We start from the raw sequence: 24,960 nt of genomic DNA, 5'->3' as shown, positions 1-24,960 counted from the left end.
CATGAAAGCAAACCCGCATCCACGGCCCTTGTCCGCCGGCGCCCGCCTTCTCGCGGCCGCTGCGAGCCTCATGCTTGCCGCGGCAGCCGCGCAGGCGCAGCAGACCGCTGCCGCTCCTGCCGCTCCTGCGGTTCCCAAAGCCGCGCTCGAGAAACAGGATATCCGCGCGCAATTGACGCCGCGCCGCTTCACCACAATTGCCGCCGAGGTCGGAGCCAAGATCAGCCGCATCGGCGTGGCCGAGGGCGGCCGCTTCAAGGCAGGCCAGACCCTGGTATCCCTTGACTGCTCGCTGCAGCAGGCGCAGCTGCAAAAGGCCAGGGCGTCGCTGACCGCGGCGGAACGCACCTACGTCGGCAACAAGCGCCTGGCCGAGCTCAACTCGGTAGGCAAGGTCGAGCTGGAAGTCTCCGAAGCCGAAACCGCCAAGGCCAGGGCCGAAGTGTCGCTGATGAATGTCTCGCTCGACAAATGCCACATCGCCGCGCCCTTCGCCGGCCGCGTGGTCGAGCAGCGCGTGCGCGAACAGCAGTATGTGCAGGCCGGCCAGCCGATGCTCGACATCCTCGACGACAGCGTGCTGGAACTCGAATTCCTGGTGCCCTCCCGCTGGCTGGCCTGGATGAAGGCCGGCCACGCCTTCCAGGTCCGCATCGACGAGACCGGCAAGACCTATCCGGCAAAGATCCAGCGCATCGGCGCGCGGGTCGATCCGGTGAGCCAGTCGGTGAAGGCGGTGGCCGCGATCGATGGCAGCTTTCCCGAGCTGATGGCGGGGATGAGCGGGAAGATCGCGATGACGCCGCCTGCGGGGCAGTGACAGGAACACCGGGCAGCAAAATTTATTTAAGTAAACGCGTCGCAGGAGCATGAACATGAAAACCAACAACAAGATCCGCCGCAATCTGGTCAGTACCAAACCCAGCATGCTGGCACTCGAGGCAAGGATCATGTTCGACGCGGCGGTAGTCGATACGGCGGTCGCTGCAAAGAATGCAGTGGACACTGCGGCGAGGGAAAGCAGTAACAGCCAGGCGTCCGCAAGCAAGCTCATTGCGAACGCGGTGGTCCCTCCGGCATTGTTGCCGACACAGAATGCCGAGGCGGCATCGCGCGATGCGGCACCCGGCGGCTGGCAGTCAGTTGCGCCCGATGCGATCGCCGCGGCGCCAGAGGCGTCATTGTTCCGCGCCGATCAGGCGACGCCTGCGCTGACCGACGCCATCGCCCGCGCCAACAGCGCCATCAGCGACTATCTGGCGGCACAAGCGAGTGAAGCGGCGTTGTCCGCCTTCGCCGGCACCCAGAACGACGTAGCGCGCCAAGAGTGGCTGCATGCCGCTGACACCTTGCGCACAGACATCCTGGAAGGGCGCTACGCATTGCAGGTCAAGACGATCAGCAATGCCGACATCGGCGGTGTATTCGCCGCTTTCGCTGCGCAAGGCCCTGATGGTCAGCCCACCATATTCATCAACATGGACTGGCTGTCCCGCAACCCGGGCACGGACGCAGTCAGCCGCGTCCTGATCGAGGAATTCGGCCATGGAATTGATCATGCATTGAACGCCGACCGCGATACATCCGGCGACGAGGGAGAGGCCTTCGCCTTGTCAGTGCTGAATGTCGATTTGAGCGCCAGCGACCGAGAACGCATCGCGGCTGAGAATGATCATTCCACAATCTATGTGGACGGACGCGCCTATGAAGTCGAAGAAGCAGCCATTACCTTTTCGAAGGTATATCAGGGCACGCCAAGCTCTCTAAGCGAAGAAGCCAATGAGGTCAGGAACACCGTGGCTGTCGCCGGCAGCAATTTCAAATTTACTTCAGGTGTACCCAGCGACCCCTACTTCTCCGGTAATAACGTAGCCGGCACCCTAAGTTATATCGATACGGCCACGAACACGCTGCAAACGATCAAAGGCGTCGTCAGCCGCTTGGTAAAAACTGGCAGCACGGTAGAAGGTTTGTATTTTTACGCATCCGGCGCCGATGGCGAGATCGGCACCGGAGATGCCGGGGAAACCGCTTACCTGCTGTGCCTTGATCCGGCCAAGTTTGCGCCAAACGGAACTTACAAGACAAGCAGTGATCCGGTCGATACGGCACTGAACAAGCTCATCGTACCCAACAGCGCACCGGTCGCGGTCAATGACCTAGTCACCGCACTGGAAGATACGACCAAAACCGGAAACATTCTCAGCAATGATACCGATGCCAACAACGACGCCTTGACCGTGACGGGATTCTCCGTTGGCGGCTCTGCCGGAACAGTGGGAACAGCCAAGACCATCACCGGTGTCGGCACCATTACCATCAGCAGCAATGGCGATTACAGCTTTACGCCTGTTGCAAATTATGCAGGGCCGGTGCCGGTAATTACCTACACCGTATTCGATGGCAAAGCATCGGCAACCGGCAAGGTCACTATCGCCATCACGCCGGTCAACGACGCACCAGCGGGCACTGACAAGGTCATCACTGTTCTCGAGGACTACTCCTATACCTTTACCGCCGGGGACTTTGGCTTCAGCGATGCCAGCGATAATCCGGCCAATTCCCTGTTCGCTGTAAAGATCACCAGCCTGCCCACGGGTGGTGCGCTGACACTGAACGGTTCTGCAGTGAAGGCAGGCCAGGAAATCTCTGCCGCAGAGATCACCAAGCTCAAATACACACCGGCGTCAAACGCCACCGGCAATGCGAGCTTCACCTTCCAGGTGCGCGACAATGGCGGCACAGACAACGGTGCTTTTGATCTGGACCAGACTGCAAATACGATCACCTTCAATATCACCCCAGTCAACGATGCGCCGGTCGCCAATGCGGATGCGGCGACCGCGTTAGAAGCTGGTGGAGTCAACGACGGCACAAAAGGTACCGATCCCGGCGTCGATTCTCCCCTTAATCTTCTCGCTAACGACACCGATCCGGACACTGGCGACACCAAGACGGTAACGTCCGTCAGCAGTGTCAAGCGCGCTGCGACTGCCATTAGCGGTAGTACGAAAATTGACGGCGCCTATGGCGAGCTCACGGTAACTGCGGACGGTGCGTACGTCTACACGGTCAATAACGACAATGCTACGGTGCAGGCGTTACGGCAGGCAACGGATACGCTTACCGATAAATTCACTTACACAATCAAGGATGCCGGGGGACTGGTTTCCTCATCAACGTTGACTGTAACGATTCAGGGGGCGAATGATGCGCCGACTGCAAAGAGTGATTTCAACTTGGCAGTTGCAAGCACGGTAGCCTCGGCCAAAGTCAATCCGAGCGGTACAGTATTAACTAATGATTCAGATGTCGATTTTGGAGACAGTAAGACGGTCACCCAAGCAAGTAAGGGGCAGACGTTGGCGGCGTCGCCGACAGACATTGGTTTAGGTACGTCCGTTTCGGGGACAGAAGCTAGAACTTATCTCAGTTTCAATACTCAAGGCGCTGGAAATATCAAGCCAGGTGATACAGTTACGGGGACTGGCGTTCCATTGGGCACGAAGGTTTTTTCTGAAACGAATAATTCAGGCACACGAACGATCACTTTTACAAATGCGGTCACTTTAGACTGGGCAGTGCTTGGCACATCTACTTTAACTATCGATGGGGGCACCTATACAATCAATGGATTGGGTACACCTGATCAGAGCACTATTGCGCTCTCAGCGCTGAACGGAGGAAGTATCACCGCCGGCATGGCCGTTACAGGAACAGGTATTCAACCCGGTGCTACCGTATCTTCTGTATCAACAGTAGGCAGCTATTCTTTTGTCACTCTTAGCAAAACGGTATCTGGTGTTTTGGGTACCGATGTCGTTTTCGGATCCAGCGGTACTTCCATTGCCGGAAACTACGGCACAATTCTGATCAAACCGGACGGCACCTACACCTACACAGTCACCGCATCCCCAACCAACACTGTTTACGACTATTTCACATATAAAGTACAAGATGCGGGAGGCGCGTCGTCAACTGCTGTACTAACTATTCAAGTGGACGTATCTAGCGTGACTCCACCGACGGCAGCAGCAGATACCACTTCCATTACCGAGAACGCGAGTGCGGTTTCCGCTGCGGTGCCCGGTGTATTGAGCAACGATAGTGGCAGTGCAAAATTAGTCACTGAAGCGTGGGCTCCGAACGATACTGCTATGAAAGCCATCACTAGCGGCGGTGTTGACCTGACCGGTCTATATGGCACACTCACCATCAAGTCTGATGGTAGCTACACTTACGCTCTAGACAATGGTAATGCGTCCGTAGACAGTCTGAAGACCGGTGAGTCACTTACTGAAAAATTTAGTTATCGAATGACTGCTTCCTCCGCAGGGTATGCAATCTCGACATTGACGATAACTATCAATGGTGCCAATGATGCACCATCAGCCACTGCAGATACGGTAACGGCAACCGAAGCCGGTGGCATCGCAAACGCAACGCTGGGATATGATCCATCGGGGAACGTGCTCGCTAATGACACGGATAAGGATGGGGATTTACTTAGCATTTCAGGGCTCGCTGGAGGCACCGTTGGTTTACCTAAGGTAGGTACCTACGGCTCGCTGACACTCAATGCCAACGGTACCTACACCTATGCAGTCGACAACAGCAACGCCAATGTGCAGGCGCTTGCCAGCGGATCGCAGCCGCTGACCGATACCTTCACCTATACCGCCAGCGACGGCAAGGGCGGAACCGCGACTGCAACGCTGACAGTATCTATCAACGGCGCCAATGACGCGCCCTTGAATACGATGCCTGGTGCTGCACCGACCGTTGCGGAGAACGGGAGCCTCAATCTGACTGGCATTTCCGTGGCCGACCATGATGATGCAAGCCTGACCGTACAACTCACGGTGCAGAATGGGACCTTGAAAATCGGAAACTTGAACAACGCAACGATCGCGGGTGGTGCCGATGGCTCATCGACGATGACCTTGATCGGCACAAAGGAGCAGATCAATGCCGCGCTCGGGACACTGATCTATCAGGGCGCAAGTGATTTCAACGGCCTCGACACGCTGACCGTCAAGACCACCGACAGCGGCAACTTGAACGACATCAGCACACTCGACATCACGGTGTCCCCCGATAACCGGGCGTTGACCGTGACGGGCACCACTGTCAATGAAGCGTCTCCCTTTGCCTTGTTCAGCGTGGCCGGTGCCGCGGGTCAGAAAATCAGCCTTAGCCTCGGCGTCACGGGTACGGGAAACGGCCACGCAAGCAACGGTGCCGACTTTTCGCCGGGGATGGAATATTTCAATGGCGCGACATGGACTACCTACACAGGCGGCCTTGTCGCCATCCCCAACGGGGGTAATACCTTGCTGGTACGCGTTGCGGTGCTGAACGATACCGCCGATGAGGGGAAAGAAACCTTCCGGCTGACTGCGACGAACAAGGCAAACGTTTCCTACGCGGGAGACTCCGCCATCATCGATGACGGCACCGGCAGCGTCCACCTCGAGACCAACACCACCAGCACGCCGAATGCAGCAACTGACGCCGGCTATCCAGCCTACCTCGACGACGACCGGGCGCTGAGCGTCAACAACATCAGCGTCAATGAAGCATCGCCATTTGCGGTGTTTACCGTGTCGGGATACAGCGGTCAGATCGTCAGTCTCGCGCTTTCCGGCGGCACCGCGACTATCGGTACCGACACCGGCGAGAACGCGGGCCTTCAATACTATGAAGGCAATGCGTGGAAAAACTATGACGGCACGTCTGTCAAGCTGACCGGTTCCACCTTGCTTGTGCGTACCGCAGTCGTCAATGACACCGCCTATGAGGGGCAGGAAAGCTTCGGCTTGATTGCCACCAATCTCGGCGGCGGCAATCCAGTCCTTGGACTGGCAACGATTAATGACGATGGTACCGGCCTGAGCTATGACGGTACTGTGACAAACGCCGCACCCGTCACGACGGCCGGCACAGACGACGATCGCATCCTGAGCATCGCACCGATCAGCGTCAACGAGGCGTCGAACTATGCGATCTTTACCGTCAGCGGCAATGCCGGTCAATCGGTGGCCCTTACCCTGTTGAACGATAGCATCAATGGCACGGTGGCCGGCAAGGCGAACGTCAACGCCAGCCAGACACTCCAGTTCTGGAACGGCAACGACTGGAACAATTATGACGGTACAAGCCTGCCGGCGATCCAGTCCGACGGCAAACTGCTGGTACGCGTCGATATCCGGTCGGAGCAGGACACGTCGTTCGAAGGCGCGGAAACGTTCCAGCTGAAGGCGGCTTATACCACCGGGGACACCAGTCGCAACGCAACTGAAACGGCGACCATCTATGACGACGGCACCGGCACCAAGTACCCGGGCGCCCTCAGCAACGGCGTACCTGCGACCGATACTTCGAATCTGGATGACGACCGCGTCTTCTCGGTGACCAGTCCGGTCGTGAATGAAGCGTCGAACTATGCGGTGTTTACCGTCACCGGTACGGCCGGACAGACGATGACCTTGCAGCTCATCGAGACAGCTGGCAACGGCTATGCGGACATCGTCGAGACACAGACCTTGCAAGTCTGGGATGGAACCAATTGGGTTGATTACAGCAACAGTGTCACTGTCCCCGCTGGCGGCAAGCTGCACGTGCGTGTCAATATCGAGCAAGAGCAGGACACGTCGTTTGAGGGAGCAGAAACCTTCCAACTCAAAGCCGCCTATGCTTTTGGCAATACCGGACTGACCGCGACGGGCACGGCGACCATCAAGGATGACGGCACTGGCGTGCGTTATCTGGACACTGTCACCGACGGTACGCCAGGCACATCCGGCACCGCACTGGATGACGACCGTGTGTTGTCGATTGCAGACCTGATGGTCAATGAAGGCTCACTCTATGCCATCGCGACCGTAACGGGGAGTGCGGGTGAGACGGTCAGCCTGAGCCTGATCGAAACCCTCGGCACCGGCTACGCCGATATCGACACTGCGAGAGCGCTCGAGATCTGGAACGGCACCACGTGGGTTGATTACGGCACTAGCGCGACAATTCCCGCGGGGGGCAAGTTGCAGGTGCGTATCCATATCGGACAAGAGGCCGATTCGACGTACGAGGGACCGGAGACCTTCCAGGTCAATGCAACATACACCAGCGGCGCTGCCCGCAGTACAAGCGGAACCATCACCATCAGGGACGATGCCACCGGCAGCAAGTATCCCGGCACGCTGACAAACGGAGATCCGGACACCGACCAGACATCGCTCGATGACGACCGTGCCGCCAATCTCGGCGCTCTCAACGATACCGCCATCGCAAAAGAGGCTGGCGGCGTCGCCAACGCCACCGCGGGGGTGGACCCGACCGGAACGGTATTGGGTAACGATTTCGGCACCGGCATTACGGTCGTCAAGGCCGGCACCGGCGACAGCATCGGGAACGGCGCAGTCAGCATCGCTACGGGCAGCACATCGGACAGTCAGGGCGCCAACATAGCAGGTAAATACGGAACATTGACGATCGGGGCAGACGGCAGTTACCGCTACGCAGTCAGCAATGGACTTGACGCTGTTCAGGCACTCAACAGCGGCGCATCGCTGACCGACACCTTTATTTACCAGATCAGCAACACCTCCAACACTACGGCAACGGCCACGCTGACGGTCACCATCAATGGAGCCAATGACGCGCCGGTCGCATCGAATGTGTCCGGCGCAACGGCAACCATCGGTCAGGCCATGACATCGGTGCAGGTGCCGGTGTTTGCCGATGTCGACAGCAGCTCACTGACATATTCCGCAACGCAGGCCGACGGCAGCGCCTTGCCCGGATGGCTGCAATTCGATGCGAGCAACCGCACCTTCAGCGGAACACCGAGCGGAACGGCCGGCGCATATTCGATCAGGATCGTCGGCACCGATGGCAGCCTGTCCGCCAATACGACATTCACCCTGACCGTACAGGCTCCCGGCGCGCCCGGCCAGACCGTCAATATCGTGTCCATGACGAAGGACACAGGAACCGAGCGGGACTTCATCACGAGCAACGGCGCGGGCGGCCGCGAAGTGACTGGTACCTTGAGTGCCGGGCTCGGCAACAATGAGATCGTTGAAGTGTCATTCAACGGTGGCGAAACATGGAGCGAGGCGACAACGACCGGCACCCAATGGGTCATCACCGACCAGGGCGCGCACAACGCAGACTGGGAAATCCAGGCAAGGGTGAGGAACACAGCGGCCAATCTCACCGGCGCGACCGCATCCCAGGCCGCCAAGCTGGATACCACCGGGCCGGCATCGGTTGCTGCGACCCTGACAATTACCGAAAACGCAAACAACGGCAGCACGGTCGGCGCGGTAACTTCTTCGGATGCTCACGGTCCGGTAACTTATACCTTGGTCAACAGTGCCGAAGGACGGTTCGCAATTAGTTCTAGCGGCGCCGTCACCGTCGCAGCCGGCACACTATTGAATTACGAGAATGCGACAAGCCATAGCATCACCGTGCGTGCCACTGATGCCGCCGGCAATACGACAAATCAGGTATTGACGGTCAATGTCACTAACGTTGATGAAGTCGCACCGGCGTTCACCAGCGGGAACAGCGGAAACGCGGTAGAAAACCAGAACCTGCTCTACACCGCGGTGGCGACCGATACGACCGACTTCACGGACAAGGTGGTGACCTACAGCCTGAAAGCCGGCGTCGGCGATCAGGCAGCGCTTGCCATCAATAGCGCAACCGGTGCCGTCACTCTGGCCACCGGCAATCTCGACTTCGAGACAAAGGCGAGCTACGGCTTTACCGTCGTCGCCCGCGATGCAACGGGAAACAGCAGCGAAAGGGCAGTGACGGTCGCGGTCACGGATGTCAATGAAACCGTGCCGGCTCCCGCACCGGCACCTGCGCCCGCACCTGCACCCACGCCGGCGCCGGTACCTGCGCCCGCACCGACACCGACACCTGCACCCGCACCGGTGCCCGAACCGACTCCGGTGCCGACGCCGGCTCCAGCACCCGTGCCGGTACCGGCTCCGGAACCTGCGCCAGCACCGGTACCAGCACCGGTACCAGCACCGACACCGACACCGGTACCAGCACCAGTTCCAGTACCAGTGCCGGTACCCGTCCCGACGCCCGTCCCCGTCCCGGTGCCAACACCGGCTCCCGTGCCCGTCATCGAAGCCCCCGCACCGGTCAATACGCCGACCCCGTCGCCCGCGCCCGCAGCCACGCCTCCCGCCGCACCGGCCATCGTGGTCGACCCGCGCGGCGCGACCATCACGATGCCGAGCTTCACCGACAGCAGCAGCGTGTCCACCGTCGCCGCCGCGCCGGGCAGCCTGGTCGGCAATGATGCGTCGCGCACCGGTTTCGGCCGCGCGCCATCGGCAATGGATGTCACGCCGGAGCAGCAGATCCAGCGCAATGCCGAACTGAGCGATGTCTACACCCGTTCCGAAGGTTTCCGCACCGTGGTGGCAAAGGCCGATGAGCCGGCGCTGGTGATCTTCCGCGGCGTGCCCGACCAGTACACCGAAAGCGGTACGCGCATTTCGCTTACCGTGCCGGCCGATGCGTTCGCGCATACCCAGCCCAAGGAAGTGGTGCGTCTCGCAGCGACCCTGCAGGACGGCCGTCCGCTGCCGACCTGGGTCCAGTTCAATGCGCAGACCGGCCAGTTCAACGGCGAGGTGCCTGATGGCACCAGGGGGGAGTTGCGCATCAAGGTGATTGCGCGCGACATGCAGGGCCGGGAGGCGAATGCGCTTTTCCGTATCAATATCGGCAACGTCAATCCGAAATCCATTGAAGGCGGCAAGAACCTCGGCAAGACCAGCCTGTCAGATCAGCTTCGGCAGCCGGCGATGTCATCCCGGCAGATGGATCGCGCAGGCGACGCCAGCCGTGGCATGAGTGGCAAGATGGGTCGGACCGGATAGGAATAGCGGATGGAAATGAAGCAGGGCGCTTCGGCGGCGGCGGTAACCAGCCTGATCGACATGGCGCATCGAGCGCGCCATGCGCAGGACAGCGTCGAACTGGAATTCATGGCGGTCAACGGCACGCATGCGCTGGCGCCTTACCGGCAGGCGGCGCTGTGGTTTGCGGGGCGGGGTGTCGCCGCGCTATCGGGCGTGGTGCAGATGGAGGCCAATGCGCCTTACGTGCACTGGCTGCAGCGCTTGTGCGCAAGCTTGCCGGAAAGTGCGCAGCCATTGCAGATCGGCGCGCTCGATGCGGCGGCCGGCATCGCGGAAGACTGGGCGGAATGGTTGCCCGAATACGGCTTGTGGCTGCCGCTTCCCGCGAGCGACAGGTCGCCGGGCGGCGGCCTGCTGCTTGCGCGCGACATTCCCTGGCTGGATGAGGAAATCGGCCTGCTGGGCGAGTGGGTCGACGCCTGGCAGCATGCGTATCGCGCCAGGGAGCCGCGGGTGCGCTGGAGCTTCGGCAGTCTCAGGGCACGCGCAGGCCAGCGCCTGCGGCAGGAGCGCACGGCGGGCTTGCCCTGGTGGCGCAGGCGGGTCGTGCATGTTTCCGCCGCGCTGGGCCTGGCCCTGCTGTTCCCGGTGCGGCTGACCGTGCTCGCACCCGGTGAACTGGTGGCGGCCAATCCGGCGGTGATCCGTTCTCCGCTGGAAGGCGTGATCGAGAGCTTCCATGTGAAGCCGAATCAGCTGGTGAAGAAAGGGCAACCCCTGTTCGACTTCGACCAGGCGCAGCTGGCGACGCGTTCTGCGGTGGCAAGCCAGACGCTGGCCACGGCCGAGGCCGAATACCGGCAATCGGCGCAGCAGGCGCTCACCGACGGCAAGTCGAAGGGCCAGCTGGCGACGCTGCAGGGCAAGATCGAGGAGCGGCGCGCCGAAGCCGACTTCCTGCGCGGGCAGGTGGAGCGCGCCAGCGTGCTGGCGCCGCAGGACGGCATCGTGCTGCTCGACGACCCGGGCGAATGGATAGGCCGGCCGGTGGTGACCGGCGAGCGCATCCTGCGCGTGGCCGCGCCGCAGGAGGTGGAGGTGGAGGCCTGGCTGCCGGTGGCCGATGCGATCCCCTTGTCGCCCGGCGCCGCCACCACGCTGTATCTGAGCGCAACGCCGCTGACTCCGGTAGCGGCCACATTGCGCTACGTGTCCTACGATGCGCTGCAACGCCCCGACGGCAGCTACGCCTACCGCGTCCGGGCCAGCCTCGATGGCGCCACCGAACACCGGGTCGGCCTGAAGGGTACCGCGCGGTTGAGCGGGGATCGTGTGCCGCTGGCCTACTGGATGCTGCGCAGGCCGCTGGCCCTGATCCGCCAGACCCTGGGCTGGTAGGCAATGCACGGGATGACTGCGACAAATGTCGCCGATGCCAGCCATGCCAGCAATGCACTGGTGTTTCCTCCGCTGCGCGAAGAACTCGGCCTCCATGCCGGCCCCCTGCTCACCGACGGACAGCCGAGCTGGACGCTGGAAGACCCGGTGCGCAACCAGTTCTTCCGCATCGACTGGCTGACCTTCGAGGTGCTCAAGCGCTGGTCGTTCGCCAATGCCAGTGACATCCTGCAGGACATTCATACCGATACGACGCTGCAGCCGGGGGAGGAAGATCTCGCCCACGTGCTGCGCTTCCTGGCCGACAATCAATTGCTGCGGCCCGATGCGCGCACCTCCGCGCACCAGTTCGCCGCGCGCCATGCGAAGCTGCGCGGCAGCTGGCATCAGCAACTGCTGCATCACTACCTGTTCTTCCGCATCCCGCTGGTCAGGCCGGACCGCTGGCTCGACCGCATTGCGCCATCGATGAACTGGGTGTTCTCGCCGATGTTCGCGCGCCTGACGCTGCTGGCATTGCTGCTGGGCGGCGTGCAGGTGTATCGCGAATGGGACCGCTTCAGCATGACCCTGCTCGATACCTTCACCCCCACCGGCATTCTTGCCTATGCGCTGGCCCTGGCCGGCGTCAAGTGCGCGCACGAGCTCGGCCATGCATTGACGGCCAAGCGCTACGGCTGCCGGGTGCCGGCGATGGGCCTGGCTTTCCTGGTGCTGTGGCCGGTCCCCTATACCGATACCAACGATGTCTGGCGCCTCAATGACAAGCGCGCCCGCCAGCGCGTGGCCGCCGCCGGCGTCAAGACCGAACTGGTGATTGCGATCTGGGCGACGCTGGCCTGGGTGATGCTGCCCGACGGCTTGCTGCGCTCCATCGCCTTTCCGCTGGCCACCACCACCTGGCTGGCGACGCTGGCCATCAACACCAGCCCCTTCATGCGCTTCGACGGTTATTTCCTGCTGTCGGACTGGCTCGACCTGCCGAACCTGCATGCCCGCGCATTCGCGCTGGCGCGCTGGGACCTGAGGCGACGCCTGTTCGGCCTGGACGAGCCGCCGCCGGAGTATGTTTCGCGCCGCCGCCATGCCGGCCTGATCCTGTTTGCCTGGGCCACCTGGATCTACCGCCTGACGCTGTTCATCGGCATCGCGGCGCTGGTTTATCACTTCTTCATCAAGCTGGTGGGAATCGTCTTGTTTGCCGTGGAAATCATCTGGTTCGTGTTGCGCCCCATTGCCAATGAACTGGCCGCCTGGCGCGCGTTGTGGCCGCAATTGAAAGACAGGCGTCGGGCGTATCGCAGCGCCTTGCTGCTCATTGCGCTGCTGCTGCTGTTCGTCCTGCCCTGGCCGACGCGGCTGCAGGCCACCGGCGTGCTGCGCGCAAGCCAGGTGTTTCCTGTGCATGCGCCGGCGCATGCACAGGTGGCCGCGCTGCCGCCGGCCGAAGGCAGCGAAGTCAAGGCCGGGCAGGTGCTGCTGCAGTTGTCCGGCGCCGAAAACGCCAGCCGGCATGAAGAGCTTGCCGCGCGCATCGAGCGCCTGCGCTGGCAATCGCAGGCGGCGGGTTTCGATGCCGAGCAGCGCGCGCGCATCATGGTGCTGCGCGAGGAGCTGGCCACGGCGGAAGCGGAACTGGCGGCGCTGAAGGAGGATGCGGCCCGTTACCAGCCGGTGGCGCCATTCGACGGCCTGCTGCGCGATATCGAGCCCGACCTGAAGCCGGGTGTCTGGGTCGGCAAGAATGAAAAGCTTGCCGTGCTGGTGGGCAAGAACGGCAGCGAGGTAGATGCCTACCTCGAAGAACATCAGGTGCGCCGGGTGGCGGTCGGCGATGCCGCGCGCTTTTATCCGGACGGGCTGGAAGGGCCGTTCGTGCAATTGCAGGTGATTGCCATCGACAGGGACGCCGCGCAAGTCTTGCCGAGCGGCGTCTGGGCGGCGCAGCAGGGCGGCATGATCGCCGCGCGGGAAAAGCAGGGGCAATGGATTCCCGAGCATGCGGTCTACCATGTGACGCTGGCCGTCAGGGAAGGCACTGGCACGCTGGCCGGACAGAGCTGGCGCGGCAAAGTCGTCATTGCCGGCGATTGGGAAGCGCCGGGCATGCAATTCGTGCAATCCTTTGCCGCGCTGCTGTGGCGTGAAATGGGTTTCTGATAACCTTGCCGGCGGCGGGACGGCTTTTGGCCGTCCGATTGAATCAATCCATCATTGAAGCGCCTTATTCCGGCCCAACATACCACCATGGAAGCAGCGCCGCGGCGGAAGGTGCCCATGGGCATCGTCCCTTTCGGCACCTCCCGGCGTTTCCTGATTCCCGATTCCCGTCTTTGTCATCGCCCGAATAGCTACCCATGCGCATACGCGGTTCCACACTTTTCGTGCTGGCCTTGCTCGGCCTGCTGCATTTTTATATCGGCTCGCGCATCCTGCCCGTGCTGCCGATCGCCGTCGGCTGGAAGGTGCTCGGCGGCGCATGGCTGCTGGCTTCCTGGTTCCTGATTCCCGCCAGCATGCTTGCGCACTCGATCAGCAATCGCCAGACGGCGGACCGGCTGTCCTGGGCCGGCATGCTGGCGCTCGGCCTGTTTTCCTCGCTGTTCGTATCGACCCTGCTGCGCGACATCCTGCTGGCCGCGCTTGGTATGCTTGGCCTGTACAGCGCCGACGCGGTGCTGTGGTCGGCGATCGCGGCCCCACTGCTTGCCGGAACGGCGACGCTGATCGGGTTCTTCAATGCCCGCCGCGTTGCGCGCGTGGTGCAGGTCGATGTGCCGATCGCCGGATTGCCGGCGGCGCTGGACGGCTTCACCATCGCGCAGATCAGCGATATCCATGTCGGCCCTACCATCAAGCGCGGCTATCTCGATGCCATCGTCGACCGGGTCAATGCCCTGCATCCCGACGTGGTGGCCGTCACCGGCGACTTGGTGGATGGCAGCGTGCACCATCTCGCGCCGCATACCGCGCCGCTGGCGCGATTGCAGGGCCGGCATGGCGCCTACTTCGTGACCGGCAACCACGAGTACTACTCCAATGCGCATGCCTGGATCGCGGAAGTGCGCCGGCTGGGCCTGAAGGTGCTGATGAACGAGCATGTCGTGCTGCCGCATGACGGCGCCTCCCTGCTGCTGGCCGGCGTGACCGATTACACCGCGCATCACTTCGATCCTTCGCACCGCAGCGATCCGCATGCCGCCATCGCCGGCGCACCCGGCGATGTCGCGGTCAAGGTACTTCTCGCGCATCAGCCGCGCACTTCGGCGGCGGCCGCCGATGCGGGTTTCGACCTGCAGCTGTCGGGACATACGCATGGCGGGCAGTTCTTTCCCTGGAATTTCTTCGTGCCGATGCAGCAGCCGTATGTCGCCGGCCTGAAACGGCTGCGCAACATGTGGGTGTATGTCAGCCGGGGCACGGGTTACTGGGGACCGCCGAAGCGTTTCGGCGCGCCGTCGGAAATCACGCGGGTACGCCTGACCCGCGCCTGAACGCGAGGGCGGCGGAAATCGGGGAATCAGGGAATCAGCCGGCATCGATCTCCACGTCGCCGAACCACATCTGCTTCCAGCGCTCCATCTTTTCTTCCGGGGACAGGCACTTCGGCGACACCCTGACCGGCTCGCCGAATGATGCCATCTCATCGAGCATCCTGGAGTTGAGCGTGCCGCGCCACCGGCCATCGATGCGGCATACGAGGGCGGCCAGCACCCCGCATTTTCCGCAAAACAGACACTCGGCATTTCCGCTGCCCTGGCGGTAGCGCCCCAGGCTGTCCTGCGCGTTCGCCCGGATCAGCAGCCGGCCTTGCGGATCGGACAGGTAGGCGGCTCCATGCTTGACGCAGAAGGAGCAATCGCAGGCACGCAGGCAATAATGGCTGGCGTCGCCGCGCAAGCCTGCTTCGATGGAAACGGTGCCGCAGTCGCATCCGCCAAGGTAGGTGAACAATGCCATGCGGCGGCCCTTTCAGCCGTGCAGGAAATGCGCGGAAAGGATGAATGCCGCCGACGACAGCAGGATGTTCAGCAGCAGGTTACGGCGAAGGAGCGCCAGGATCACCAGGAACGCCAGCACGGCGGGAACGGTTTCCTTCAATGCTTCGGAAAAGAAGCAGTACACGAACATGTTGATGAAGACCGCGATCGAAATGATGTCGATGGCGCGCGGCGGAATGTCGATGCGCGTTCCCACCAGCGAGGGAAACACGCGCACGATCAGGCTGATCACAAGCAGCAGAGCAATGCCTTCCATCATCGCGCCTCTCCCATCCGTTCATCACGTTTTTCTTCGCCCCAGCGGCACAGGTACAGGATCAGGCAGACGCCCGCGATGCCAGGAATCCAGAACGCCTCCTTGCCGAAAAAATACATTGCCGCAATCGAAAAGGCAATGCAGCCCGCGATCAGCAGCAGCTTGGCGGCCAGCCCGAACTGATGGTTGCCGGCAAGCGCGCTGTCGATACGCTTGACCGCGAGAATCGCAAGAATGGCCGTGGCCGGGAATAGCAGATACTGCGAGACCGAATCTATCCATGCGGAGGGAATGAGCTGTCCCGCAATCACGCCGCAGACCGTCGACAGCACCCAGCTTGCGTAGATGATCGCCCGCACCGTGGCCCGCAAGGCCAGGCGGCCGTACCGCGGTTCGATGGCAAACGACTCGTCGCTGATAAAGTGCGAGAGCACGAGGCGCAGCATCCGGCTGCCGTTGTCGGCCGCGTTCCAGGCGGCCAGCGACATCGGCACATACCGGATGTTGAGCATCAGGATCACGAAGAACATCGACAGCAGGCTGGCCTGTTCATTGGCCAGCTTCAGGTAGAAGAACTGGCCGCTGGCGGAAAATCCGAACATGCTCAGCAGCAGCACATCGCTCCAGCTCCATTGACTCTGCTGGGCGATGACACCGAACAGAACGCCGATGGGAAACAGGCCGAGCGCCACCGCCGCGGCCTGCGTCATGAGGTTGCGGCTGCCGGCCTCAGGCAGCATGGCAGCCGCATCCCAGTTCGCGTTCTCGGCGCATCCTCGTCTGCACTTCACCGAAGATGATCTCATTGCGATGGTTATGGATCACCGTTCCCGGCGTGATGATGTCGAGGTGGTACTGGGTATAGGGCGTCAGTCCCAGGCCCCAGTGCATGGCGCCGTTGCGTCCGCCGTAGACTTCGTTCATCGCATGATTGCCGCGCCGTATCTCCAGTCCGCAGTTGACGGCAAAACCGATTTCCCAGATGACGCTGTAGCGGGAATCGACTTCGAACATCGCCTCCAGCATCCTGCGCGCGGGGATCGCGCCGGGATGCGTTTCATGCAGGCTGGTGATCTGGCCGTTGCTGATGTCGGCAATCAGCGCATGGTCATGAATGCCATCGAGCGCGTCGAAGATGCGACGCTGATCGCTGCGCAGATAGGAAGGCGTGCCGTTATGCAGTACGCATTGGCCTTGCAGCGCCAGTCTGCCGTTGATGTCGAGCCGCAGGTGCTCATTGAACTGTTGAATGTCGAGCGGAAGCACGCTGATCTCGCCGGCCGGCGCAATCTGCTGCTCGCCCCAGTCGATATAGCCAGTCTGTTCATTCCAGAGATAGCTGTCGTCGAGGTGATGGAAGATGGCTTCGGTATCGTGCTGGCCATTCCTGAACAGAAAATATTCGCTGGCCTCGCCTTGTTCAAAAAAGCGATCGGTCCGGCGCTTCTGATCTTCCGGATCGGTGTTTTCCATGGTCCTGATGAAGTAGGCGATGGTCTCCAACGAGGTCGGCGTGGAGTTGCAGGCCATGACCATGAGCTTGCGATGCGGGCCCAGCAGCTCGGGGCGAGGCGACTGGAAGAACACGTCCGGCGCAATCACCAGGATATGGGAGCGCTCGGGAATCGTTGACGATGCCAGCAGGACCTGAAAGTCCTCCATGCTGCCGATGATGTTGACTTCACGCGATGCATAGCCATCTTCTCCGCAAATGTCGATATGCGAGGCGATGGAGGCCGAGGTCACCACCCGGAAATGCAGGTCCTTCGTGTCGCCGAATTGCCGCAGGCGGCCTGGGTTCAACTTGATTTCGCTCATGGTCTTGACGGGAAGAGTTGGTGGGAAATCCTGTCGCCTTCCGGGGAAGGACGGCGTACCGCCTTCCCCGGAAGAGCTCGATCAACCCAGCAGGGTGCCGAGGTACTGTGCGTTTTTCTTGCGCTGTTTCATGATGTTCTCCATGAAGACATTGGAAAGACCACTCGCGTGGGCGATGTCGCCTGCCGCTTCGGCATTCGACGGAGCCCATGCTAATATCGTCCCGCCCCGCTGGTAACCACCATTACGGAATTACAGTCCTTCCTATTTCGAACATCGTGACCAACTCCCTCGACGATCTGATGGTCTTTGTTCGCGTCGTCGAACTGCGATCCTTCACCGCGGTTGGCGAGACTCTCGGCATTCCGGGTTCTGCAATCAGCAAGCAAATCAAACGCCTGGAAAAGAATGTCGGTGCACGGCTGCTGAACAGGACGACCCACGGGGTGAGTCCGACCGAAGTCGGCCGCGCCATCTTTGATCACGCCTACAACATCATGATGGAGTCGAAGGCCATCGACAGTCTGGTGAGCGGCTTCAAGAATGAACCCGTCGGACTGCTGCATGTGGCTGCGCCGGTGGCCTTCGGAAATGATCACATCATCCCGCTCATTCCCGAATTCCAGCGTCGCTATCCTGAGGTGCGAATTTCACTCGACCTGAGTAATCAGTACGTCGATGTGGCGGAGAACGGCATCGATCTTGTCATCCGCATTGCAAACGATCTCAAGCCCAATCTGATGGCAAGACCGCTGGCGTCGGTGCGCTATGTGCCGTGCGCCTCGCCCGCCTATCTGGCCAGGAATGGCGTGCCGCAATCCCCCGCCGATCTGCAGCAGCACCAGTGCCTGATCTACGGTCGGCTGCGAACGCAGGACACCTGGCATTTCATCGATACCGCAGGCGACAGGACCGGCATCCGGGTAAGCGGTCCGGTCGTGGTCAACAGCACGCAGTCCCTCAGACTGCTGGCCCTGCAGGATCAGGGCATCACGCTGCTGCCTTCGTTTTCGGTGGCCGCCGACCTGAACGAAGGCCGGCTGCGGCGGGTGCTGCCCGCGGTGGAATTTCAGGGGCAGTTCGGCGATACGCTGTATGCGGCCTATCTGCCGAATCCTTTTCTCTCACCGAAGGTACGGGTCTTCATTGATTACCTCGTGGAAAAATTCGCTACGGAAAACGACTGACGGCCTGCCGGCCATGTGCGTCATTGCCTGAAATATGTGTTGCCGCAGTTTGCGTGAATGCGCTGCGTTCCTTGCGCTGCAACAAATCGATACATATCCTGAGGCAAAAGGTCCTGGAGAAACGAACCTGAGGTGGCCTGTCGGGTCGAAATCCGGCAAGCCTTTGACATCAACTACTGCGACTACGATTGCGACTGCGGCATGATCCGCGGCGGCGCTTGCGGAAACTGGGAACCTGTAAGGAGATCGACGTGGGCATACTTGGCACCCTCATTGGGAAACGCGAACCGGAAGTCACATATCGCACCATCGATGGCGGCCATCCGGCACCTTATCCCGACATGACCGACGAACAGCTGTACAACTATGAAATGACCTTCAATGTGCCGCGGCGCACCTTCGACAAGCCGCCGATGCCCAGCCGGCCAAAGGAAGAAGAAGTCACCATCCGGCGCGAACCCCGGATGACGGAAAGACCTGCGCCCCATGATGCGCCGACCGCTTCTGCCAGTGCTGCTTCGGCTGCTTCGTTTGCACCTGCGGCTTCCACAGCGAATGCCGCTACGGCAAGCGTTGCCTCATCCACTCCCGCCCCCGGAAAAAATTTCGATGCGCCGCGCTATACCGCACGCGCGCCGCGCGAAGCCGAAACCATGCCGCGTCCCGCCGAAGCGCCGCAGGGGACATCCGCCCAACTGCAGCCGACCCAGATTCCGCCTACGCAGATGCCGGCGCCGCTGGACTTCAGCAAGCCGGTGCGCCTGATCACCACCAAGCAGACGGTGGAGATCATCACGACCCGCGCGCGGCATCCGGTCTACAAGGTGCATGGCTATATCGGCGACGATGACGTGGTGACGGTGTTCACGCTGGACGGGCGCCTGTCCGAGAACGGCCTGCGCTACCTGGAAAACGTGCCGCAGCAGCATCAGCTGTATGTGAACGTGTACGCCAACACCGATCTGCTGAGCCGCGACCGCTACCTGCTCACCCAGCATGAAAGCCGCGAGGATGCGGATGCGGCGGCGCAGCCCGGCAGGCTGGCCTGCGTCGCGGTGGAGCTGGACAAGTAGCGGCAGGCGCCGGAAGCCCGCCGCTCCGGCAAACACCTCTCTGGATTTTTATGGTTGCGACCGCCGGTGCCGCGACGGCGCGCCGACCTGCGCGCCCGGTCCGGTCAGGTCAGGACGAAACCGCTCTAGCAGGCATACCAGGCCGGCTCCCGGCAGCGCAGGATGATACGGGCGCATGATGCGCGATGCGGTGGCTTCGCCGTCGCCGGCGGAGTCCTGCCACATCGGTGCGATTACAATGCGAGTCTTCGACGTCAATGATCCCGGTGCAATGGGAAGAGAACTTGCTCATCGATAGCGTCCTGTTGCCTGTTTCCGGCTGGTGAAGATGGCAGGCAGCCTGATTCCGGAAGGCATGTTCCGGGTCGATGCGCCTCCTCATCCCTCATGCAGCCCGGACAAGCTTATGTCTTTTCAAAACAAAACCCACCCGGCCATCATTGCCTCCTACCTGCTGGCTGCCGCGGCGCTCTTCATCGTCCTGCACAAGGGCTTGCTGGCGGCGCTGTTTTCGGGCCTGCTGGTGTATTCGCTGGTGCATGTGCTGGCGCCGCCGCTGGCGCGCAACATCAGCGATCAGCGCGCCCGCATGATTGCCGTGATCATCCTCGGATCGCTGATCGTGCTGCTGCTGTCGCTCGCCATCTGGGGCGCGGTGAGCTTTTTCCAGAGCGATGCGGGCAGCATCAGCACGCTGATGAAGAGAATGGCCGACATCATCGAGGAGTCGCGCGCGCAAATGCCGCCCTGGCTCAAGGACTATGTGCCGGCCAGCGCGGAGGGCGTGCGCGCCATGATCACCGCCTGGCTGCGCGACCATGCATCGCAGGCGCAGACCATCGGCCAGGAGGCCGGCCGCACCATCGCGCACCTGCTGATCGGCATGGTCATCGGCGCGCTGGCGGCGCTGTATGACGCCACCACCCCGGACAGCGACAAGCCGCTTGCCGCGGCGCTGGAGACCCGCGTGGTCAACCTGCAGGAGGCGTTTCGCCAGATCGTGTTCGCCCAGGTGCGCATTGCCGCCATCAATGCCATCTTCACCGGCATCTACCTCGTGGTGGTGCTGCCGCTGGCAGGAATCCATCTGCCGCTGACCAAGAGCATGATCGCCATCACCTTCATCGCCGGCCTGCTGCCGGTAGTCGGCAACCTGATTTCCAATACCGTCATCGTCGTCGTCAGCCTCTCGCATTCGCTCGGCGTGGCGATCGCATCGCTGGTCTTTCTCGTCATCGTGCACAAGCTGGAATACTTCCTCAACGCAAGAATCATCGGCGCGCACATCAATGCCCGCGCCTGGGAACTCTTGGTGGCGATGCTGGCGATGGAGGCGGTGTTCGGCTTGCCCGGCGTCATCGCCGCGCCGGTGTTCTATGCCTATGTCAAGAAGGAACTGGCCGATCACGATCTGGTTTGACCCAGCCACAAAAAGGAAACTTTCGACCCTCCCGGGTATCGCATGGATACGGGCGCGGCGACGAGCAATGCGGTATCGCGGTATCGCGGCATTGCCGCAATACCGCATTGCCGAATTACCGCGGCGTCCATGGTTTCTATTTAACTGGAGAAATGCAATGTCGAATCCGAAGAGAACTTCCGCCGAAGACGAGGGCAAAAAGCAGCCGGCCTCATCACAAGGCGACAATTCCAAGTCGGTGACGCCGAAGGATGTCTCTGCCCAGGATGCGGCAGCGCGCGATGTCAAGGAGCGCAAGGTCCATTCCGCCGACAAGGAGGAAAAAAAGGAAGAACAGCTCGACGATGCGGTTGAACTGACTTTCCCTGCGAGCGATCCGATTGCGATCCCGACGCCGGAGGATGTTGCCAAGCGCAGTCCAGGCCGCAGCGCCTGACCGCTGACCGCAATGGCGGCCGGCTACGTCGGCCGCCGCTCACCATTCAGCGTTCATCGCCTGTCCGGAGAAGCGCCGTCTGCATGCGCCGGGGCGGATGCCATCGCCAGCCGCAGCCATAGCCTCACACCTAGCCTGAACTACAGCTTCAGCCGGGTACGCACATGCCGTCCCGGAAAAGCTGCCAGTTTCCCTTCCCCTGTCTCTTCGCGTGGTACATGGCGCAGTCCGCCGCGCTCAGCAGCCGTTCCGCGGATTGCGCATCGCGCGGATACAGGCTGACGCCGATGCTGGGCGTGACCAGCATCTGATGGCCGTCGATGTCGTAGGGCTGCGAGAGCGCGGCCAGCACCTTTTGCGCGGTTTCTTGCGCCGCGCTTTCCTCATGCATCTCCGGCAGCACGATCACGAATTCGTCGCCGCCGACCCGCGCCACGGTATCGACTCCGCGCAGCAGGCTGCGCAGCCGGGTCGCCACCGCCTGCAGCAGCAGGTCGCCGACATGATGGCCGAGACGGTCGTTGATCGGCTTGAAACAGTCGAGGTCGATGAATTGCACCGCCACCAGGTGCCTGTGACGGCGCGCCATTTCCAGCGCCTGCTCCATGCGGTCCTGCAGCAGCCGGCGGTTGGGCAGGCCGGTCAGCGCATCATGATGAGCGAGATAGCGGATGCGCTCTTCGGCCATCTGGCGTTCCTGGATCTCGGCCTGCAGCAGCGCATTGGCGCGCGCCAGTTCGGCGGTGCGTTCCTGCACCCGCAGCTCCAGCTCGTCGTGCGCCCGCTTGATCGCTTCCTGCGCGCTGCGGCGTTCGGTGATGTCTTCCGTCAGGTAGATCGTGCCCTTGCCCGGGTCGGACGGATCGATCGACTTGGCCAGCACCCGGCACCAGAACAGCATGCCGTCGCGCCGCTTCATCCGGACTTCCAGGTCCAGGCGCTGGCCGCTGGTCAGGATGGGTCGCGCCAGCAGCGTCAATTCCTCATAGGCCTCGGGCGAAGGATAGAGAATATGGGTGGGCTGGTCGATCAGTTCCTCGCAGGTCCAGCCGAACATTTCCGAGAAGCGCCGGTTGCAGTGCAGGAAGCGGCGCTTGCGGCTGAAGGTCACGCCCAGGGAGGCGTTGTCCAGCATGGCCTGGTATTCCAGCAGCAGCCGCCGCTGCGCTTCCGCGGCTTCCTTGCGTTCGGTGATGTCTTCGGTGATGAAGATCGCTCCCTTGCTCGCATCGGCCGGATCGATCAGCCGGCCCAGCATGCGACACCAGAAGATGGAGCCGTCGCGCCTGGCCATCTGCACCTCGGTATCGAGGCGGCGGCCGGCGCGCAGCACGGGGGCGGCCATGCGCAGCCAGCGGTCATAGGCCGCCGGCGAAGGATAGGTCAGGTTGGCCGGCTGGCCGACCAGTTCATTGCTCTCCCAGCCGAACATCTCGGAAAAGCGCTGGTTGCAATGAAGGAAGGTGCGGCGCCGCGTGAAGGTGATGCCGAGCGAGGCGTTATCGAGGATCGCCTGATACTCCAGGAGCCGGTGCTCAAGCTCCGATGCATCGCATGATGGCAGCGCATCGATGATGGGTGCGGAAAGAATAACGCCTCCTGAAGTCTCCATGCTTTCCCGCCGCGCCGGCAGCCGCTCCATCAGGCGCGGCGGGAAGCTTTTTGTTCTGGAAATCACCAAACCCGGTATCGTACCTTTTCCATATGGAAATAGCATCGGCAATCGGGCATGATTTTCACCAACGGGGGCCATTAAAAGACGCAAAGCGTGAATGTGTTGCCGTTCTCACCACACCTGGTAGACCTTGCCGGTCTGCAGTCCGGCCACGCTGCGGACATAGGCCTGCGTCACGCGGCTGGCCGGCACGGGTTCAAAGCCCTGGAAATAGGGACCGTAGTTGTCCATCGATTCCACCAGCACCGAGGGACTGACCGAATTGATGCGCAGGCCGCGCGGCAATTCGATCGCCGCCGCCTGTACAAAGCCGTCCACCGCCGAATTGACCACCGTGGCATTGACGCCGTAGCGGATCGGTTCGGCGCTGACGATGCCGCTGGTCAGCGTGATCGATCCGCCGTCATTGAGATGGCGCTGCGCCGCCAGTGCCACGTTCACCTGGCCCATCAGCTTGTGCTGGAGACCGACATTCATCTTTTCCGCATCGAACTCGGCCAGCGGGGCGAAATGCAGGTTGCCCGCGGTGACCACCACCGCATCGACCGGCCCGATCTTGCCGAACAGGGCTTCGACGCTGGCGGGATCGGCGATATCCACCTGGTACTGGCCGCCGCTGTGGCCGACCCGGATGACTTCATGGCTGGCGGCGAGTTGTTCCGATACCGCGCGGCCGATGGTGCCGGTGGCACCGATGACGATGATCTTCATGTTCTTCTCCTGATGGTTGGTGGATTGAAAGGCACTGCCGCCGACCGCCATCCGGGTAATCCCGATGATGTCAACGTTCGCCATGCGGCGGTCAGTGCAGGCATTATCAATTTCGTCATCAAAGGAATAAATGGGTTAGCATGAACAACATTACTAACCAACGGTTTGCAATCCATGGACAAGCTGCGCAGCATGGAAGTGTTTGTCGCGGTCATCGATTCCGGCAGCTTTACCGCGGCGGCGGAGCGTTTCGGCCAGTCACCCGTCATGGTCGGCAAGCACATCCGCCAGCTTGAGGAACGGCTTGGCGCCCGGCTGCTGACACGCACCACCCGCCGTCAGAGCCTGACCGAGATCGGGCGCCAGTACGGCGAGCGATGCCGGCAGATCCTGGCCGACATCGCCGCCGCCGAAAGCGGGGCGGAAGCGATGCATGCCGCGCCGCGCGGCCTGCTCAAGGTCAGCGCGCCGGTGACTTTCGGCACGCAGCTGCTGGCGCCCGCCGTCGCCGATTACCTGGCCCTGCATGCGCAGGTCAGCGTCGAACTCGTGCTCAACGACCGCGTGGTGGACATGGTGGAAGAGGGCATTGATGTCTCCATCCGCATCGGCAACCTGGATGACTCGGGCCTAGTGGCGCGGCGGCTGATGTCCTACCGGATGCAGATCTGCGCCTCGCCCGACTACCTGGCCCGCGCCGGCGTGCCGCAAACACCCGCCGACCTGGCGCGGCACCAGTGCCTGGATTACCTGCACTGGAGCCGGCACCTGCGCTGGAAACTGGCGCGCGGCGATGGCAATGATGATGGCGGGAGCGGGCAAACCGATGTGCCGGCCAGCCGTTTCCGCTCCAACAACGGGCAGGCGCTGCGCATGGCGGCCCTGCGCGGCTACGGCATCGTGATGCAGGCGGAAATGCTGCTCGGTGACGATATCGCCGCCGGCCGCCTGCAGCCGGTGCTGCAGGCTTATCTGCCTGAACCGCGCCAGATGCATTTGCTGTATCCGCGCGACCGCCGGCCGACGCCCAAGCTCACCAGTTTCATCGACTTCATGCTGGAACGTTTCGGTCCGCAGCCCGCAGGCTGA

Annotated in this window: 17 protein-coding genes; 10 read left to right on the top strand and 7 right to left on the bottom strand. The window is 61.9% G+C overall.

What is annotated here, in order from left to right; genetic code table 11:
* Position 1 precedes the first annotated feature (1 nt).
* The 5 genes from FH061_RS02085 (at position 2) to FH061_RS02065 (ending at position 14,788) form a co-directional block, all read left to right on the top strand.
* Positions 2-820 carry an efflux RND transporter periplasmic adaptor subunit gene (locus FH061_RS02085; RefSeq protein ID WP_225984443.1) on the top strand — a complete coding sequence of 273 codons (819 nt, stop codon included), beginning with the start codon at positions 2-4 and terminating at the stop codon, positions 818-820.
* Positions 821-875: 55 nt separating this feature from the next.
* A complete protein-coding gene (locus FH061_RS02080; RefSeq protein WP_192804868.1) occupies positions 876-9,914 on the top strand; it encodes a VCBS domain-containing protein in 9,039 nt (3,012 codons plus the stop codon).
* 9 nt (positions 9,915-9,923) lie between these two features.
* Positions 9,924-11,294: an efflux RND transporter periplasmic adaptor subunit gene (locus tag FH061_RS02075; RefSeq protein ID WP_192804867.1), complete on the top strand. Its 1,371-nt coding sequence runs from the start codon at positions 9,924-9,926 to the stop codon at positions 11,292-11,294.
* A gap of 12 nt (positions 11,295-11,306) precedes the next feature.
* Positions 11,307-13,454, top strand: a complete 2,148-nt coding sequence (locus tag FH061_RS02070; protein WP_151632460.1) for an HlyD family efflux transporter periplasmic adaptor subunit — start codon at positions 11,307-11,309, stop codon at positions 13,452-13,454.
* 197 nt (positions 13,455-13,651) lie between these two features.
* Complete coding sequence (locus FH061_RS02065) at positions 13,652-14,788, top strand: metallophosphoesterase (RefSeq protein ID WP_151632458.1); 1,137 nt, start codon at positions 13,652-13,654, stop codon at positions 14,786-14,788.
* 34 nt (positions 14,789-14,822) lie between these two features.
* Here FH061_RS02065 and FH061_RS02060 read toward each other — a convergent pair whose 3' ends face one another.
* Genes FH061_RS02060 through FH061_RS02045 form a run of 4 tightly spaced genes read right to left on the bottom strand, consistent with a single transcriptional unit; the run spans position 14,823 to position 17,369 of the window.
* Positions 14,823-15,254, bottom strand: coding sequence for a GFA family protein (locus FH061_RS02060; protein ID WP_151632456.1), 432 nt, complete (start codon positions 15,252-15,254; stop codon positions 14,823-14,825).
* 12 nt (positions 15,255-15,266) lie between these two features.
* Positions 15,267-15,554, bottom strand: a complete 288-nt coding sequence (locus tag FH061_RS02055) for an AzlD domain-containing protein (RefSeq protein ID WP_151632454.1) — start codon at positions 15,552-15,554, stop codon at positions 15,267-15,269.
* Complete coding sequence (locus FH061_RS02050; protein WP_192804866.1) at positions 15,551-16,291, bottom strand: AzlC family ABC transporter permease; 741 nt, start codon at positions 16,289-16,291, stop codon at positions 15,551-15,553. Before FH061_RS02050 ends, FH061_RS02055 begins: the two co-directional genes overlap by 4 nt.
* Entirely contained in the window at positions 16,281-17,369 is a 1,089-nt protein-coding gene (locus FH061_RS02045) for a hypothetical protein (RefSeq protein ID WP_151632450.1), read from the bottom strand. Before FH061_RS02045 ends, FH061_RS02050 begins: the two co-directional genes overlap by 11 nt.
* A gap of 278 nt (positions 17,370-17,647) precedes the next feature.
* On the opposite strand from FH061_RS02045, the gene FH061_RS02040 reads away from it, so the two are divergent.
* The gene (locus FH061_RS02040) at positions 17,648-18,556 is read left to right on the top strand and encodes a LysR family transcriptional regulator (RefSeq protein ID WP_192804865.1); all 909 of its coding nucleotides are present in this window, start codon (positions 17,648-17,650) and stop codon (positions 18,554-18,556) included.
* 251 nt (positions 18,557-18,807) lie between these two features.
* Positions 18,808-19,629: a hypothetical protein gene (locus FH061_RS02035; RefSeq protein ID WP_151632448.1), complete on the top strand. Its 822-nt coding sequence runs from the start codon at positions 18,808-18,810 to the stop codon at positions 19,627-19,629.
* A gap of 48 nt (positions 19,630-19,677) precedes the next feature.
* Here the strand turns inward: FH061_RS02035 and FH061_RS30255 are convergent, their stop codons facing one another.
* Positions 19,678-19,887: a hypothetical protein gene (locus FH061_RS30255; protein WP_192804864.1), complete on the bottom strand. Its 210-nt coding sequence runs from the start codon at positions 19,885-19,887 to the stop codon at positions 19,678-19,680.
* Between the two features lie 148 nt (positions 19,888-20,035).
* On the opposite strand from FH061_RS30255, the gene FH061_RS02030 reads away from it, so the two are divergent.
* Together FH061_RS02030 and FH061_RS02025 are read left to right on the top strand one after the other, a co-directional pair.
* Positions 20,036-21,049 (top strand): AI-2E family transporter, encoded by a 1,014-nt coding sequence (locus tag FH061_RS02030; protein ID WP_151632447.1) that lies wholly within the window; start codon positions 20,036-20,038, stop codon positions 21,047-21,049.
* Positions 21,050-21,206: 157 nt separating this feature from the next.
* Positions 21,207-21,485, top strand: a complete 279-nt coding sequence (locus FH061_RS02025; protein WP_151632445.1) for a hypothetical protein — start codon at positions 21,207-21,209, stop codon at positions 21,483-21,485.
* A 148-nt stretch (positions 21,486-21,633) separates the two neighbouring features.
* Here the strand turns inward: FH061_RS02025 and FH061_RS02020 are convergent, their stop codons facing one another.
* Positions 21,634-23,097: a diguanylate cyclase domain-containing protein gene (locus FH061_RS02020; RefSeq protein ID WP_192804863.1), complete on the bottom strand. Its 1,464-nt coding sequence runs from the start codon at positions 23,095-23,097 to the stop codon at positions 21,634-21,636.
* A 174-nt stretch (positions 23,098-23,271) separates the two neighbouring features.
* Positions 23,272-23,871, bottom strand: a complete 600-nt coding sequence (locus FH061_RS02015) for a short chain dehydrogenase (protein ID WP_151632966.1) — start codon at positions 23,869-23,871, stop codon at positions 23,272-23,274.
* A 174-nt stretch (positions 23,872-24,045) separates the two neighbouring features.
* Between FH061_RS02015 and FH061_RS02010 the strand changes: the two genes are divergently transcribed.
* A complete protein-coding gene (locus FH061_RS02010) occupies positions 24,046-24,960 on the top strand; it encodes a LysR family transcriptional regulator (RefSeq protein WP_151632441.1) in 915 nt (304 codons plus the stop codon).

This window comes from Noviherbaspirillum aerium, from assembly GCF_008929045.1.
Lineage (GTDB): Bacteria > Pseudomonadota > Gammaproteobacteria > Burkholderiales > Burkholderiaceae_D > Noviherbaspirillum > Noviherbaspirillum aerium.
This window is presented reverse-complemented; position numbering and strand designations above follow the sequence as displayed.

Bases quoted from the DNA above. Each gene is read 5' to 3' on its own strand.
- FH061_RS02015 (WP_151632966.1), bottom strand. From the start codon at position 23,871: ATGAAGATCATCGTCATCGGTGCCACCGGCACCATCGGCCGCGCGGTA.
- FH061_RS02060 (WP_151632456.1), bottom strand. From the start codon at position 15,254: ATGGCATTGTTCACCTACCTTGGCGGATGCGACTGCGGCACCGTTTCC.
- FH061_RS02020 (WP_192804863.1), bottom strand. From the start codon at position 23,097: ATGGAGACTTCAGGAGGCGTTATTCTTTCCGCACCCATCATCGATGCG.
- FH061_RS02030 (WP_151632447.1), top strand. From the start codon at position 20,036: ATGTCTTTTCAAAACAAAACCCACCCGGCCATCATTGCCTCCTACCTG.
- FH061_RS02045 (WP_151632450.1), bottom strand. From the start codon at position 17,369: ATGAGCGAAATCAAGTTGAACCCAGGCCGCCTGCGGCAATTCGGCGAC.
- FH061_RS02085 (WP_225984443.1), top strand. From the start codon at position 2: ATGAAAGCAAACCCGCATCCACGGCCCTTGTCCGCCGGCGCCCGCCTT.
- FH061_RS02065 (WP_151632458.1), top strand. From the start codon at position 13,652: ATGCGCATACGCGGTTCCACACTTTTCGTGCTGGCCTTGCTCGGCCTG.
- FH061_RS02010 (WP_151632441.1), top strand. From the start codon at position 24,046: ATGGACAAGCTGCGCAGCATGGAAGTGTTTGTCGCGGTCATCGATTCC.
- FH061_RS02070 (WP_151632460.1), top strand. From the start codon at position 11,307: ATGACTGCGACAAATGTCGCCGATGCCAGCCATGCCAGCAATGCACTG.
- FH061_RS02050 (WP_192804866.1), bottom strand. From the start codon at position 16,291: ATGCTGCCTGAGGCCGGCAGCCGCAACCTCATGACGCAGGCCGCGGCG.
- FH061_RS02025 (WP_151632445.1), top strand. From the start codon at position 21,207: ATGTCGAATCCGAAGAGAACTTCCGCCGAAGACGAGGGCAAAAAGCAG.
- FH061_RS02080 (WP_192804868.1), top strand. From the start codon at position 876: ATGAAAACCAACAACAAGATCCGCCGCAATCTGGTCAGTACCAAACCC.
- FH061_RS02055 (WP_151632454.1), bottom strand. From the start codon at position 15,554: ATGATGGAAGGCATTGCTCTGCTGCTTGTGATCAGCCTGATCGTGCGC.
- FH061_RS02075 (WP_192804867.1), top strand. From the start codon at position 9,924: ATGGAAATGAAGCAGGGCGCTTCGGCGGCGGCGGTAACCAGCCTGATC.